This is a genomic window from Acidovorax sp. 106 (assembly GCF_003663825.1).
Classification (GTDB): Bacteria; Pseudomonadota; Gammaproteobacteria; order Burkholderiales; family Burkholderiaceae_C; genus Acidovorax.
Genome location: NZ_RCCC01000001.1, coordinates 1,705,607 through 1,718,491, shown reverse-complemented (window position 1 = coordinate 1,718,491; position 12,885 = coordinate 1,705,607). Strand labels below are relative to the sequence as shown.

Genomic DNA, 12,885 nt, shown 5'->3' with positions numbered 1-12,885 from the left:
CTGCGGCCAGTGGTTTGTGGGGGGACTAAGAAAAGCTGGCGCGATAAGTGATGGGATCTAGGTCACAGTGCTGATCCAGTGCGCCTTTCAGAGAGAACAACTTTGGAGTCTGCCGAAACTCAAACAGCCGACACAGCGTGAAGTCAGGACCTGCGTCTCTGGAGAAATGCAATTCGTTCTTGGATACGAAAAACGGTGTGTCTTTGCCAAACGCCGTAGTTTTCACTTCGATGAATCGCTCGCGCCCATTCGTATCGAAAGAAAGGATGTCGTAGCCAAGGCCATCCCCCTTTGTTTGCGAAACATGCTCCACCCGTTCAGCCAGATCGAGCTTGCCGATATGAGCCAGTCGCCATTGCTCGTAACGGAAAACGAACTCTTCGCCAGCCTGACCTAGCGAGCGATTGCGGGACTCGATCGCTAGGTAGTCACGCTTGATGGGTAGGTTGCCGTAGCACGGGCTTGATTCGCTGGCATGGTGGCGCTTTTGCGGTGCCTCAGTTTCAACCTTTGAGAAATCCACAATTTCATGGGATATCGCAGGCTGGTGCGCCGCCGCAAGTGCCAGTGAATCTAGTGCGGAGAACCGGTCAACTTGCCGCTCCACTACTTCACGCAGCAGACGTTGGTAATTGGCTCGTGGTTGATATCCGCGCAGGTACGGGCAGCCCAGATGGATGAGCACCGCACTGATATTGCAGTGCTTGAATTCAAGCGAACCGGCAGAGCGGCCATTGAGCTTTTCAAGCAAGGCGCGACGGTGCGCAGCCTTGCTGTAGGCCTGACCAGCCAGTTCAAGACTGAGCATCTTGAGGTAGTCGGCAACAACGGCCTCTACCTCGGCCTGAGACCAGTCCACGATCGGTTCAACCGAGTCGGCTGACTATGTCAAACGTCGATATTCCCAGCGCGCAAGGCGTTGGTTTCAATAAAGTCTCGGCGCGGCTCCACCTCGTCGCCCATCAGCATCGTGAACACGCGGTCGGCCTCGATCGCGTCGTCGATCTGCACGCGCAGCAGGCGGCGCACGGTGGGGTCCATCGTCGTTTCCCACAGCTGCTCGGGGTTCATTTCGCCCAGGCCCTTGTAGCGCTGGCGGGCGGTGGTGCGTTCGGCCTCTGAGATGAGCCACTTCATGGCCTGGCGAAAGTCGCCCACTTTTTCTTCCTTCTGCTTGTCGCCTTCACCGCGCAGGGCCTTGGCACCCTCGCCCAGCAGGCCACGGAAGGTTTCGGCGGCTTCGGCCAGGGCGGCGTAGTCGGCGCCGTGCACGAAGTCTTGGGTGATGACGCTGCTCTTTATGTTGCCGTGGTGGCGGCGGCTGATGCGCAGCAGGGGCTTGTCGGTGCGGGCGTCGAATTCGCCAGCCACTTCGGCGGGGGCGCCAGTGGTGTTGAGCTCGCGCAGCTTGGCTTGCAGGGCCACGGCGCTGGCTTCGGCATCCTGCACGGTGTCGAGCTTCAGGCTCACGCCGTCGGCAATCGCGCGCAGGGCTTCGGCGTCCATGAAGTTGCCCAGGCGGGCGATGACGCTTTCGGCGATCTGGTGCTTGCGCGCCAGCTCGGCCAGGGTGTCGCCGGTCAGGGTTTGCGGGTTGGCGCCGCCGGTGGTCACGCTGGCGTGGTTCAGCGCAATGCGCAGCAAGAAGCCGTCGAGGGCAGGCGCGTCCTTCAGGTACAGCTCTTCCTTGCCGGCCTTGACCTTGTACAGCGGTGGCTGGGCGATGTAGATATGGCCGCGCTCGACCAGCTCGGGCATCTGGCGGTAGAAGAAGGTGAGCAGCAGGGTGCGGATGTGGGCGCCGTCGACGTCGGCGTCGGTCATGATGATGATGCGGTGGTAGCGCAGCTTGGCCACGTCAAAGTCATCACCCCCGGTGGTGCCACCGGCCTTGCCGATGCCGGTACCCAGGGCGGTGATCAGCGTGAGGATTTCGTTGCTGGTCAGCAGCTTTTCGTAGCGGGCTTTTTCCACGTTCAGGATCTTGCCGCGCAGAGGCAGGATGGCCTGGAACTTGCGGTCGCGGCCCTGCTTGGCAGAGCCGCCGGCGGAGTCGCCCTCGACGATGTAGATCTCGCACATCGCCGGGTCTTTTTCCTGGCAGTCGGCCAGTTTGCCGGGCAGGCCCATGCCGTCGAGCACGCCTTTGCGGCGCGTCATTTCGCGGGCCTTGCGGGCGGCTTCGCGGGCGCGGGCAGCTTCCACGATCTTGCCGCAGATGATCTTGGCGTCGGCCGGGCGCTCTTGCAGGTAGTCGGTGAGCAGCTTGCCCACGATGTCTTCCACCGGGGCGCGCACTTCGCTCGACACGAGCTTGTCTTTGGTCTGGCTGCTGAACTTGGGCTCGGGCACCTTCACGCTCAGCACGCAGCACAGGCCTTCGCGCATGTCGTCGCCGGTGACTTCGACCTTGGCCTTCTTGGCGAACTCGTTTTCTTCGATGTACTTGTTGATGACGCGGGTCATCGCGGCGCGCAGGCCGGTCAGGTGGGTGCCGCCGTCACGCTGGGGGATGTTGTTGGTAAAGCAGAGCACTTGCTCGCTGTAGGCGCTGTTCCATTGCATGGCCACTTCCACGCCAATGTGCGTGCCGGGGATGCCGCCGTACGTCTCGGCCGGGCGCTCGCCTGCGGCGTAGAACGAGGTGGGGTGCAGAACGGTTTTGCCCTTGTTGATGAACTCGACAAAGCCGCGCACGCCGCCCGCGCCCGAGAAGTCGTCTTCCTTGCCGCTGCGCTCGTCCTTCAAGCGGATGCGCACGCCGTTGTTCAAGAACGAGAGTTCGCGCAGGCGCTTGGCCAGGATTTCGTAGTGGAAGTCGTTGTTCTCTTTGAAGATCTCGGTGTCGGGCAGAAAGTGCACTTCGGTACCGCGCTTGTCGGTGGTGCCGGTGACTTTCATGGGGGAGACTTCGATGCCGTCCACGGTCTCGAGCAGGCGGTCTTGCACAAAGCCCTTGCTGAACTCCAGCACATGGACCTTGCCTTCGCGGCGCACGGTCAGGCGCAGCATTTTGGAGAGCGCGTTCACGCAGCTCACGCCCACGCCGTGCAGGCCGCCGGAGACCTTGTAGCTGTTCTGGTTGAACTTGCCGCCCGCGTGCAGTTCGGTCAGGGCGATTTCAGCGGCACTGCGCTTGGGCTCGTGCTTGTCGTCCATCTTCACGCCGGTGGGAATGCCGCGGCCGTTGTCGGTCACGCTGATGGAGTTGTCGCTGTGGATGGTGACAACGATGTCGTCGCAGTGGCCGGCCAGGGCTTCGTCGATGGAGTTGTCCACCACCTCGAACACCAGGTGGTGCAGGCCGGTGCCGTCGCTCGTGTCGCCGATGTACATGCCGGGGCGCTTGCGCACGGCCTCCAGGCCTTCCAGGATGGTGATGGCGCCTTCGCCGTAGCTTTCGCTGGCGCCAGCTTGGTTGGTGTCGATCTTGTGTGGAGCGGGCTCACCAGTGCCGGTGGATTCTGGCTCGGGCAGGTTGTTGTCAGCGGTCATGGTGGGCCTTGGGATCCGTGCAGACCTCGGGGTCTCGCACATGGTAAAAGGGTTCAATACAGGTCAAATAACCTTCTAGGGCAAGTAGGATAAGCGCTAGAAGCTATCAAATTGATAGTAATTACGGTGGGTTGCAGTCTGTTGCAAAAGGCTTGCGGCACCCGCAGGTGCCGCAATGCCCATCACCCGTGCGTCATATGCGCATCGGCATGACGACGTATTTGAAGGAGTCGTTGTCTGGGATGGTCATCAGCGCAGAGCTGTTGCCGTCGGCCAGATCGATCTTGACCATGTCTTGGCCCATGTTGGCCAGGGCGTCGATCAGGTAGGTGACGTTGAAGCCGATCTCAATGGTGTCGCCGCCGTAGTCGATATCGAGCTCGTCCACCGCCTCTTCCTGCTCGGCGTTGTTCGATGCCACGCGCAGCGTGCCGGGCTCGATGTTCAGGCGCACGCCTTTGAACTTGTCGCTGGTCATGATGGCCGTGCGCTGCAGGCTGGCCAGCAGCGGGGCGCGGCCCAGGGTCACGCTGTTGTGGTGGTTCTTGGGGATGACGCGGTTGTAGTCAGGGAACTTGCCTTCCACCAGCTTGGTCACGAACTCCATGCCGCCAAAGGTGAACTTGGCCTGGTTGTTGGCGAACTGCATCTCGATGTGGGGCTGGTTCTCGCCACCGGCATCAGACAGCAGGCGCTGCAGCTCAATCACGGTCTTGCGCGGCAGGATGACTTCCTGCTTGGGCACTTCCACGTCCAGCGTAGCGCTGGCAAAGGCCAGGCGGTGGCCGTCGGTGGCCACCAGGCTCAGGGTTTTGCCCTCGGCCACAAACAAGATGCCGTTGAGGTAGTAGCGGATGTCTTGCACCGCCATGGCAAACGACACCTGGCCCAGCAGGTCCTTGAGCGTCTTTTGCGGAACAGCGAACACGGGGCCGAAGGCGGCGGATTCTTGCACCAGCGGGAAGTCTTCGGCGGGCAGGCTTTGCAGCGTAAAGCGGCTCTTGCCGCCCTTGAGGATCAGCTTGGACTGGCTCGACTCCAGGCTCACGGTCTGGTCGCCGGGCATGGTCTTCAAGATGTCGATGAGCTTGCGCGCGCCCACGGTGGTGGTGAAGTCACCAGTGTCACCGCCCAGCTCGGCGGTGGTGCGGATCTGGATTTCGAGGTCGCTGGTGGTCAGTTGCAGCGCATTGCCCGTCTTGCGGATCAGCACGTTGGCCAGAATGGGCAGCGTGTGGCGGCGCTCGACGATGCCAGCCACGGACTGGAGTACCGCGAGAACCTTGTCTTGTGTTGCCTTCAGGACGATCATGTCATCAACCTCTTGTGGTTTTTAGGACGGTGCTTGGGTAGCAGCGGCGCTCCTCGCGCCTTCCCCGTGCTGCACAGCACGCCATTTTGCCTTCTTGTAAGGGCGTTACGGTGGCAGAAACGGTTTTCCGTTGCATGGCTTGCGTGACACCCCAGTCGCCCGGCCAACTGGCGCAGCCCAAGCGCGAGGGACGCCAAGCAAGGGCCGCCCCGCAGCGAGGGCGTCGTCCCCCTTGAGGGCGAAGGCGCCGAAGGCGACTCAGGGGGGTGTTCCATCTCAGCCCTTGAGCGTTTGTTCCAGCACATGCAGCTGCTGGTTCAGCTCAGTGAGCTGCTGGCGCTCGCCAGAAATCTTGCGCACGGCGTGCAAAACGGTGGTGTGGTCGCGCCCGCCAAACAATTCTCCAATTTCTGGAAGGCTTTTTTGCGTCAGCTCTTTGGCCAGGTACATCGCAATCTGGCGCGGGCGTGCAATGCTGGCCGGGCGCTTCTTGCTGTACATGTCGGCGACCTTGATCTTGTAGTAATCGGCCACCGTTTTTTGAATGTTTTCCACAGAAATTTGCCGGTTCTGAATTGACAGCAGATCTCGGAGGGCTTCGCGCGCCAGCTGGATCGAAATTTCCTTCTGGTTGAAGCGCGAATACGCCAGGATTTTGCGCAGCGCGCCTTCGAGTTCGCGCACGTTGGAGCGCACGTTCTTGGCCACGAAGAAGGCGACTTCCTCGGGCATTTCGGTGGCTTCAGCGCGGGCCTTGTTGATCAGGATGGCCACGCGCATTTCCAGCTCGGGCGGCTCAATGGCGACTGTCAGGCCCGAGTCAAAGCGCGACACCAGCCGCTCGTGGATATTGGCAAGGCCCTTCGGATACGTGTCCGAAGTCATCACGATGTGGCTCTTCTTGGCCAGCAGGGCTTCGAAGGCGTTGAAGAACTCTTCCTGGGTGCGGTCCTTGTTGGCAAAGAACTGCACGTCGTCGATCAGCAGCAGATCAAGCGAGTGGTAGCGCTCTTTGAACTCGTCAAAGGTGCGGCGCTGGTAGGCCTTGACCACGTCCGACACGAACTGCTCGGCGTGGATGTAGAGAATCTTGGCGTCGGGCTTGTCTTGCAGCAGGCGGTTGCCCACGGCGTGCACCAAGTGGGTTTTGCCCAGGCCCACGCCGCCGTAGATGAACAGCGGGTTGTACAGGTGCCCGGGCATGCCCGCCACGTGCATGGCCGCCGAGCGCGCCATGCGGTTGGCCGTGCCTTCCACCAGGGTTTCAAACGTGAGGGCTGCGTTCAGGCGGTTGCGAAACACGCCCGCTGAGGATTCGTCGCTGCCGGTGCTGCTGCCCTGCCCTTGCCCAGAGGGACTGCCTTGGGCAGACCCGTGGTTTTGCGTCTGGCCGGAAGACTGCGAGTGCTGCGGTTCCTGCTGCTGCGACGCTGGGCGCACATAGGTACGGATGACCGATTCGCGCTGGGCAATGGCCAGCTCCAGTGTGACGGGCTGGCCGTACAGTCCTTCGAGCAAAGCCGCAATGCGGCCTGCGTATTGGGCGCGAATCCAGTCCAGCTTGAAGCGATTGGCCACCAGCAGGGTGACCTTGGTGAAGTCGTCTGCCACCTGGGCCACCAGGGGCTTGATCCAGGTGTTGAACTGCTGTTCTGGGAGGTCCTGGGCCAGTTGTTCCACACAGGCCTGCCACAGGCCTTGTCTGGCGTCCGAGCCGGTGGGGGTATTGGGGTTGCGTTGGGGTTCCTCGGTCATTTCAAGGGGTGTTTTTATTGTGGATAGGAGGAACGAAGCAAGGGGTGGCATTGTAGCTTGTCAAGGAGTTATCCACAATTTGTGGCCTGGGTAAGAATGGGGTCCCTGATGGGCTACCGCAGGCTGCCGCGCTAGGCATTTCGCAGGTATTTGAGCGCTCGCGGCGCCGGGCTGTGCAGGCGCCTTCCGGGTCGTCCGCTCGCGTGTTACGCAGCCAAGGCATTGCCAGAACCGCAATAGCCTGCGATAATTTTGGGTTTCCCTGAATGTGTTCAGGGCGATTTGACCCGGCGCGCCGTTATTTCTGCCCCAGAGGTCTGTGCTCATGGCACTGCAATTGCAGTGCGGCGGCGCGGGATTCAGGGGGTTCAAGAGCAGCAGTCCGGAACTGAACCTCAAGGAATAGCACCATGAAACGTACTTACCAACCTTCCAAGACCCGCCGCGCCCGCACCCACGGCTTCCTCGTTCGCATGAAGACCCGCGGTGGCCGTGCTGTGATCAACGCACGCCGCGCCAAGGGCCGCAAGCGCCTGGCCGTCTAAGGCCAAACCACCCACCGGCCTGCTCCCCGGTTTGTACCGTCAGGTCCTCAACGGGGTGCGCGCATGCAACGGCTAAAAACCCGTCCGCAGTTCCAGGCCGCCATGGCGGGGGGCACTGTCTCTCGCACAGCGCATTTTGCGTTGCACCGCTTGGTACTCACGGCAGGCAGTTCGCCAGCAGCGTCCACGTCACTTTCAGGGCCCGGTCTCTCGCTTTCTGAGCAAGGGCCGCAGGCCCTGTTTGTCGTGCCTGATGTGTGGCTGGGGGCCATGGTGCCCAAGCGTTGGGCCCGCCGTGCCGTCACGCGCAACACCATCAAGCGCCAGATATACGCCGTGGGCGCTACGTTTGAGGCGCAAATGCCGCAGGCTGCCCATGTGGTGCGCTTGCGCACGGCGTTTGATCGAAAGCAGTTTGTGAGCGCTACCTCGGATCAGCTCAAGCAGGCCGTGCGCGCCGAACTGCTGCAACTGTTTGGGCAGGCCACCAAGCGCCCAGCCAGCGCAGGTGCCAAGGCCGGGCCTGCGGTTGTGGCCCCAGAGGCTGCGCCATGATGCGAGCCCTGCTGATCGGTGTGGTCAAAGGCTATCGGTTGATACTCAGCCCCTGGCTGGGATCGGCCTGCCGTTTTGAGCCCACCTGCTCCGCGTATTCTCTTCAGGCCCTGGAACAGCATGGCGCTGCCGTGGGGAGTTATCTCACAGTGCGCAGGCTGGTACGCTGCCACCCCTGGTGTGACGGGGGGCATGATCCGGTGCCGCAGGAATTGCCGCGCAGCTTGCGGTTGTTCTCGCGACTGAACCCTTCCAACACCCAACCATCCTCACCAAAGAAGTCTTCATGAACGACATTCGCCGCACCATCCTGTGGGTGATTTTTGGCTTTTCCATGGTTTTGCTGTGGGACAAGTGGCAAGTGCACAACGGCAACAAGGCCACATTTTTCCCGTCGCCAGCGGCCGTGGGCGCTGCGGCCCCAGCGGCTGGCGCATCGGCACCCAAAGCCGGGGTTGCCAGCGTGCCTGGCTCTACCGCGCCAGCCGTTGCCTCCATCGGGGCTTCTGCTGTGCCCGGAACGCCTGCTCCGGCAACCTCCGTGGCGCGCGAGAAAATCGAAGTCACCACCGACGTCTATCGACTGACGTTTGACGGCGAAGGCGGCTCGCTCGTGCACGCCGAGTTGCTCAAGCACGCGGACATGGCCGACAAGACCAAAAACTTTGTGCTGTTCGATGAGAGCACGCAACGGGTCTATGCCGCACAAACCGGCCTGATTGGCGGCAGCTACCCCACGCACAAGACCGTGATGACGGTTGTGCCCGGCCCGCGTGCGCTCAAGGATGGCGAGAATGAATTGAGCATCCGCTTCGAGTCGCCAGAGCAAGGCGGCGTCAAGCTGATCAAGACCTGGACGCTCAAGCGCGGCGCCTACGACATTGCCGTCAAGCACGAAGTCGTGAACGCAGGCAGCACCGCCGTGTCGCCTCAGCTGTACCTGCAGTTGGTGCGTGACGGTAACAAGCCGCCAGGAGAGTCCTCGTTCTACTCGACCTTCACAGGCCCTGCGGTGTACACCGAGGCCAAGAAGTACCAGAAGATCGAGTTCAAGGAAATTGAGAACGGCAAGGCCGACATCCCCAAGGAGTCCACCAATGGCTATGTGGCCATGGTGCAGCACTACTTTGCCAGCGCCTGGCTGGTGGCCGACGGCGTTCAGCGCGATCTGTTCACCCGCAAGGTGAGTGACAACCTGTACTCGGTAGGCATGATCGCCTCGCTGGGCAGTCTGGAGCCAGGCACCAGCAAGTCGGTGGATGCGCGCCTGTTTGCTGGCCCTCAGGTCGAAACCATGCTCAAGGAGTTGGCACCCGGTCTGGAGCTGGTCAAGGACTACGGCATGCTGGCCATCCTGTCCAAGCCCCTGTACTGGCTGCTGGACCAGCTGCATACGCTGTTGAACAACTGGGGCTGGTCCATCGTGGCACTGGTGCTGCTGCTCAAGATTGCGTTCTATTGGCTCAATGCCAAGGCCTACGCCAGCATGGCCAAGATGAAGGCTATCAACCCCAAGATCATGGAGTTGCGCGAGCGCCTGAAGGACAAGCCGCAGCAGATGCAGCAAGAGATGATGCGCATCTACCGCGAAGAGAAGGTCAACCCCATGGGGGGCTGCTTCCCGATCATGATCCAGATTCCGGTGTTCATCGCCTTGTACTGGGTGCTGCTGTCCAGCGTGGAAATGCGCAACGCGCCCTGGATCGGCTGGATCCGCGACCTGTCGGCGCCAGACCCGTTCTTCATCCTGCCTTTGCTGATGACGGTCAGTTCCTTGCTGCAAACCGCACTGAACCCCGCACCACCAGACCCGATGCAAGCCAAGATGATGTGGTTCATGCCGCTGATCTTCAGCGTGATGTTCTTCTTCTTCCCCGCCGGTCTGGTGCTGTACTGGCTGACGAACAACATCCTGTCGATTGCACAGCAGTGGATCATCAACACCCGCATGGGCGTTCCACCACAGTTCAATCTGCCGAAGTTCAAGTGAACTTTGTGATCCTGAGAAGCCATTCTCAAACCCTCCAAGGCCGCGCAAGCGGCCTTTTTCATTCTTGCAAGGTGTGCCGCCCCTCGCTGGCATGGCCTTGCCTTGTGTAAAGTGCCTCACCATGCTTGCCCGTCACGTTGACCCCATCGTTGCCATTGCCACTGCTCCCGGCCGGGGGGCTGTGGGTATCGTCCGAGTCTCGGGCAAAGGATTGGCGCCGTTGGTGCAGGCGCTGTGCGGGCGGGAGCTTCGTCCGCGCGAGGCCACCTACCTGCCTTTTCGGGATGCGCAGGGCCAGGCCATTGACCAAGGGTTGGCGCTGTACTTTCCTGCGCCCCACTCCTACACCGGCGAAGACGTGCTGGAGCTGCAGGCCCATGGCGGCCCCGTGGTGCTGCAATTGCTGCTGGCGCGTTGCTTGCAGGCGGCCCAGGCACCCGCAGCGCACGCTGGTGCCGTGCTCCCTGGTTTGCGTGTTGCCCAGCCTGGCGAGTTCACAGAGCGCGCTTTCCTCAACGACAAGATCGATCTGGCCCAGGCCGAGGCGATCGCCGACCTGATCGATGCCAGCACCGAAGCGGCAGCGCGCAGTGCCAGCCGGTCGTTGACGGGGGCGTTCTCGCAAGAAATCCATGCGCTGCGCGATGCGCTGATCCACCTGCGCATGCTGGTGGAAGCCACGCTGGATTTTCCGGAAGAGGACATTGATTTTCTGGAGAAAGCCGATGCACGCGGCCAACTCCAACGCCTGCAGGCCACGCTGGCCCAGGTGCGCCAGCGTGCGCAGCAGGGGGCTCTGCTGCGCGAGGGCATCAAGGTGGTCATTGCTGGCCAGCCCAATGCGGGCAAGAGTTCGCTACTCAACGCCCTGGCAGGGGCAGAGTTGGCCATCGTCACGCCGATTGCAGGCACCACTCGCGACAAGGTGCAGCAAACCATCCAGATCGAAGGGGTGCCGCTGCACGTCATCGACACCGCGGGCCTGCGCGACAGTGACGATGAAGTCGAGCGCATCGGCATTGCGCGTGCCTGGACCGAGATCGAGGGTGCAGACGCCGTGCTGTTTTTGCACGACCTGTCGCGCGCCCACTTGCTGGAGTACTGCGCAGCCGATGCTGCGGTGGCGGACTCCATGCAGCATAAAATCCCGGCCTCCGTTCCGGTGATCGATGTTTGGAACAAAACCGACTGCGCCAGCCTGGGCACCGAAGCCGCTGCCAAATCGAATGAACCGAACGAAGCGAGCCGACGCTCGGTAAGGATTTCTGCGCGTACGGGTGATGGTCTGGACGCATTGCGTCGGATACTGCTGGACGTGGCTGGTTGGCAGTCGGCTCCTGAAGGCATTTACATTGCGCGAGCACGCCATGTGCAGGCTTTGGCGCAGGTGCAAGGCCACCTGGAGCAGGCATCGGCCCAATTGCTCATTGCCTCGCCTGCGCTGGATCTACTGGCCGAGGAATTGAGATTGGCGCAAAACGCCTTGGGCGCCATCACTGGCGAGTTTTCGTCCGACGATCTGTTGGGTGTAATTTTTTCGAGCTTCTGCATCGGCAAGTGACGCTGCGTGCGGGGCGCTCTTTGTTGTAAACGGACGTAAGCATCGCTTGTGTCCATGCTGTAACGCAGGTACTTTCCGCATCATCATGAATGCCATAACGCCCACAGCCCCCCGAGTTGACCTTCGCGGTCTCATTGATGCCATTGCCCAGGCCAATGCAGACGACGCCATGACCAACCCTTTATCGCCAACGCAGTGGGAAGCTATCGCACCTTATTTGCAGTCCATGGTGTTTCCGGCGGGCCACACCGTGTTCACCCAGGGCACCGCAGACCGTACCCTGTATCTGGTCGAGAGCGGCAACCTGAGCGTGCACTACCAAGACGAAAAAGAGCGTTTGCGCCTGGCCGTTGTGGGCCCAGGCTCGGTGGTGGGTGAAGGCGCTTTTTTCTCGCACCGCCCGCGCTCTGCCACGGTGCAGACCAGTGTTCCTTGCAAGCTCTGGGCTTTGCATGCCATGCGCTTTACAGAGTTGGCCAACCGCCAGCCAGCCGTGGCCTTGGCGTTGACCATGGCGGTGGGCTCGGTGCTGGCCAAGCGGCTGGGCAACCGCAAACGCCGCGTTGCGGCCACCTGACACTGCGCACTGTTTGGGTGCGCCTGCGGGCACTACGCACCTTGGGCACCCAAACACCACGTTACACTCAATTCGGATTTATTACGGGCGCCCTTCCGAAGAAAGCAAGCCATGTCTCTGTTCAGTTGGTTCAGTCGCAAACCTGCACCGCCCAAGGCCAAGCCCCGCAGCGGCGGGGCAGAGCCCTCCGGGCTGATGAATGCCGATGCCACTGTGCCTCTGGCGCCTGGGCGACCAGGACAGCCGCTTTTGGAACCCAACCCCCCCGAGCACGCAGCCAATCGCAAAAATGAGCGCATGGAGCGGCGCGAGCTGCTCTACACCGTGGTGCGCGATGCCATGGTGCGCGCAGGTGTTTTGTCGGCCAGCTACAAGTTCAAGGTGTTGTCGCTGGACCAGCGAGGCCGCCAGTTCCTGGTGATGATGGATTTGGCCCGCGAGTACGGTGGCGAGACCACCCGTCTGAGCGAAATCGAAGCCTTGATCGCCCAGACGGCCAAAACCCGCTACGACATCGTGGTGACAGCGGTGTACTGGCGTATCAATGACCATGTGGCGGTGGGACTGCCCCAAAAAGGCATCACGCCTACCCAGCAGCAGGGCTCTTTGTCTGCTCCCAACTTGGCGCGCAAGCCTGCTCCGGCCCCGGTGCCAGTTTCTGCACCCGCGCCAGTCCCCGCATCGTCTTCTTCGCTGCTGTTCCCTGCCGAGCCTGCGGCGCGGTTCCCGGCCACGCCCACTGCTGCGGCGCGTCCCTCCACTGGTGCCACAGCGCCCGCACCGTTGCTCCCCGCGTCCAACACCGGCCCTGCACCATTGGCCCGTGCCACGGCGTCGCGCTATGAGCCCATCGAGGCCGACGAAGTGGCCGCTTTCAAACGTGCACTGGCCGATGCTGCCAGCAGCCCCACCGCAGCCCCGGCGGCAGCGGCCCGCCCTGGGGTTCCCGTGCGCTCTGGGCCTTTGCTGCCACCGTCCAGTTCCACAGGGTTTGCTGACACCGAAATGCCCGGCTCCGACGCGCCCAGCCCAGACCTGAGCAGCACCCAATACGGCGAGTTGAATTAGGCTGGCCAGCGCTGCGGACCAAGCAAA

The 12,885-nt window shown here is 61.8% G+C and carries 11 protein-coding genes; 7 read left to right on the top strand and 4 right to left on the bottom strand.

The window, feature by feature from the left end; all coding sequences use genetic code 11:
• Nucleotides 1-25: 25 nt before the first annotated feature.
• The 4 genes from C8C98_RS07615 to dnaA all read right to left on the bottom strand — a co-directional run bounded on the left by C8C98_RS07615 (nt 26) and on the right by dnaA (nt 6,562).
• The gene (locus C8C98_RS07615; RefSeq protein WP_233574483.1) at nt 26-859 is read right to left on the bottom strand and encodes a DUF3883 domain-containing protein; all 834 of its coding nucleotides are present in this window, start codon (nt 857-859) and stop codon (nt 26-28) included.
• 29 nt (nt 860-888) lie between these two features.
• Nucleotides 889-3,495 (bottom strand): DNA topoisomerase (ATP-hydrolyzing) subunit B, encoded by a 2,607-nt coding sequence (gene gyrB, locus C8C98_RS07610; RefSeq protein ID WP_121453763.1) that lies wholly within the window; start codon nt 3,493-3,495, stop codon nt 889-891.
• 193 nt (nt 3,496-3,688) lie between these two features.
• Nucleotides 3,689-4,807 carry a DNA polymerase III subunit beta gene (gene dnaN, locus C8C98_RS07605; protein WP_121453762.1) on the bottom strand — a complete coding sequence of 373 codons (1,119 nt, stop codon included), beginning with the start codon at nt 4,805-4,807 and terminating at the stop codon, nt 3,689-3,691.
• A 276-nt stretch (nt 4,808-5,083) separates the two neighbouring features.
• Entirely contained in the window at nt 5,084-6,562 is a 1,479-nt protein-coding gene (gene dnaA, locus C8C98_RS07600; protein ID WP_121453761.1) for a chromosomal replication initiator protein DnaA, read from the bottom strand.
• 410 nt (nt 6,563-6,972) lie between these two features.
• Between dnaA and rpmH the strand changes: the two genes are divergently transcribed.
• The 7 genes from rpmH (at nt 6,973) to C8C98_RS07565 (ending at nt 12,858) form a co-directional block, all read left to right on the top strand.
• Nucleotides 6,973-7,107: a 50S ribosomal protein L34 gene (gene rpmH / locus C8C98_RS07595; protein WP_005798102.1), complete on the top strand. Its 135-nt coding sequence runs from the start codon at nt 6,973-6,975 to the stop codon at nt 7,105-7,107.
• Nucleotides 7,108-7,170: 63 nt separating this feature from the next.
• The gene (locus C8C98_RS07590; protein WP_121453760.1) at nt 7,171-7,662 is read left to right on the top strand and encodes a ribonuclease P protein component; all 492 of its coding nucleotides are present in this window, start codon (nt 7,171-7,173) and stop codon (nt 7,660-7,662) included.
• The gene (yidD, locus tag C8C98_RS07585) at nt 7,659-7,952 is read left to right on the top strand and encodes a membrane protein insertion efficiency factor YidD (protein WP_121453759.1); all 294 of its coding nucleotides are present in this window, start codon (nt 7,659-7,661) and stop codon (nt 7,950-7,952) included. The genes C8C98_RS07590 and yidD overlap by 4 nt, the downstream gene beginning before the upstream one ends.
• Nucleotides 7,949-9,652, top strand: coding sequence for a membrane protein insertase YidC (gene yidC / locus C8C98_RS07580; protein ID WP_121453758.1), 1,704 nt, complete (start codon nt 7,949-7,951; stop codon nt 9,650-9,652). The genes yidD and yidC overlap by 4 nt, the downstream gene beginning before the upstream one ends.
• Before the next feature lie 121 nt (nt 9,653-9,773).
• Nucleotides 9,774-11,213: a tRNA uridine-5-carboxymethylaminomethyl(34) synthesis GTPase MnmE gene (gene mnmE, locus C8C98_RS07575; protein ID WP_121453757.1), complete on the top strand. Its 1,440-nt coding sequence runs from the start codon at nt 9,774-9,776 to the stop codon at nt 11,211-11,213.
• 85 nt (nt 11,214-11,298) lie between these two features.
• Nucleotides 11,299-11,790, top strand: a complete 492-nt coding sequence (locus C8C98_RS07570; RefSeq protein WP_121453756.1) for a Crp/Fnr family transcriptional regulator — start codon at nt 11,299-11,301, stop codon at nt 11,788-11,790.
• Nucleotides 11,791-11,901: 111 nt separating this feature from the next.
• Nucleotides 11,902-12,858, top strand: coding sequence for a hypothetical protein (locus C8C98_RS07565; RefSeq protein WP_121453755.1), 957 nt, complete (start codon nt 11,902-11,904; stop codon nt 12,856-12,858).
• The last annotated feature ends 27 nt before the right edge of the window (nt 12,859-12,885 follow it).

Excerpts from the sequence above, each read along its gene's own strand:
- gyrB (WP_121453763.1), bottom strand. The coding sequence starts at position 3,495 with ATGACCGCTGACAACAACCTGCCCGAGCCAGAATCCACCGGCACTGGT.
- dnaN (WP_121453762.1), bottom strand. The coding sequence starts at position 4,807 with ATGATCGTCCTGAAGGCAACACAAGACAAGGTTCTCGCGGTACTCCAG.
- dnaA (WP_121453761.1), bottom strand. The coding sequence starts at position 6,562 with ATGACCGAGGAACCCCAACGCAACCCCAATACCCCCACCGGCTCGGAC.
- rpmH (WP_005798102.1), top strand. The coding sequence starts at position 6,973 with ATGAAACGTACTTACCAACCTTCCAAGACCCGCCGCGCCCGCACCCAC.
- C8C98_RS07590 (WP_121453760.1), top strand. The coding sequence starts at position 7,171 with ATGCAACGGCTAAAAACCCGTCCGCAGTTCCAGGCCGCCATGGCGGGG.
- yidD (WP_121453759.1), top strand. The coding sequence starts at position 7,659 with ATGATGCGAGCCCTGCTGATCGGTGTGGTCAAAGGCTATCGGTTGATA.
- yidC (WP_121453758.1), top strand. The coding sequence starts at position 7,949 with ATGAACGACATTCGCCGCACCATCCTGTGGGTGATTTTTGGCTTTTCC.
- mnmE (WP_121453757.1), top strand. The coding sequence starts at position 9,774 with ATGCTTGCCCGTCACGTTGACCCCATCGTTGCCATTGCCACTGCTCCC.
- C8C98_RS07570 (WP_121453756.1), top strand. The coding sequence starts at position 11,299 with ATGAATGCCATAACGCCCACAGCCCCCCGAGTTGACCTTCGCGGTCTC.
- C8C98_RS07565 (WP_121453755.1), top strand. The coding sequence starts at position 11,902 with ATGTCTCTGTTCAGTTGGTTCAGTCGCAAACCTGCACCGCCCAAGGCC.